The sequence below is a fragment of the Nocardia paucivorans NBRC 100373 genome, assembly GCF_000308675.1.
In the GTDB taxonomy this organism is placed as follows: Bacteria; Actinomycetota; Actinomycetes; order Mycobacteriales; family Mycobacteriaceae; genus Nocardia; species Nocardia paucivorans.
The window spans coordinates 1-571 of the sequence record NZ_BAGE01000084.1 but is presented as its reverse complement, the minus strand read 5'-3'; the positions used below and the strand labels follow the sequence as shown (position 1 = coordinate 571).

1 protein-coding gene is annotated in these 571 nt (G+C 63.4%); it reads right to left on the bottom strand.

Going from position 1 to position 571, the window contains the following annotated elements:
- Nucleotides 1–558, bottom strand: a 558-nt coding sequence (locus tag ON32_RS23355) for an SAM-dependent methyltransferase (protein ID WP_040793170.1), incomplete at its 3' end; no start/stop codon positions are given.
- Between the last annotated feature and the right edge of the window lie 13 nt (nucleotides 559–571).

The window sequence follows — 571 nt, the reverse complement described above, 5'->3', positions numbered from 1 at the left end:
CAGTAGGTCGATGTAGTGTTTCGTGAGGCCGGCGGGGTCGTCTTCGTCGCTGAGGTGGTGCAGGATGCCGCACAGGATCAGGGCGATGGGGCGGTTCATGTCGAAGTAGCGGGTGATCTTGTCCTTCGACAGGAGGGTGCCGTCTTCGGTGAGGTCGCCGGAGACGAAGTGGGTGTATTCGTTTTGCTCGAGTAGGACGCGGCCGTGGGCGTTGCAGACGGGGTCGTTGTCGACGTAGACGACTCGGGCTTCGGGGTTTTGTTGTTGGGCGATTTCGTGGGTGTTGCCGACGGTGGGTAGTCCGGCGCCGATGTCGAGGAACTGGTCGATGCCGACGGTGCCGGCGAGGTAGCGGGTGACGCGGTGTAGCCAGCGTCGGTTCATCTTGGATACGTCGCCTTGGCGGGGTGCTACTTCGAGGATGCGTTGGAAGGCCGCCCGGTCGACGTCGTAGTTGTCCTTGCCGCCGAGGCTGCAGTCGTAGACACGGGCGATACTCGCCCTGGTGGTGTCCACGCCGACCGGTTTGCGGTCGGGCCGGGAAGCGGACTCGGGCATGAAAACCTCTTTC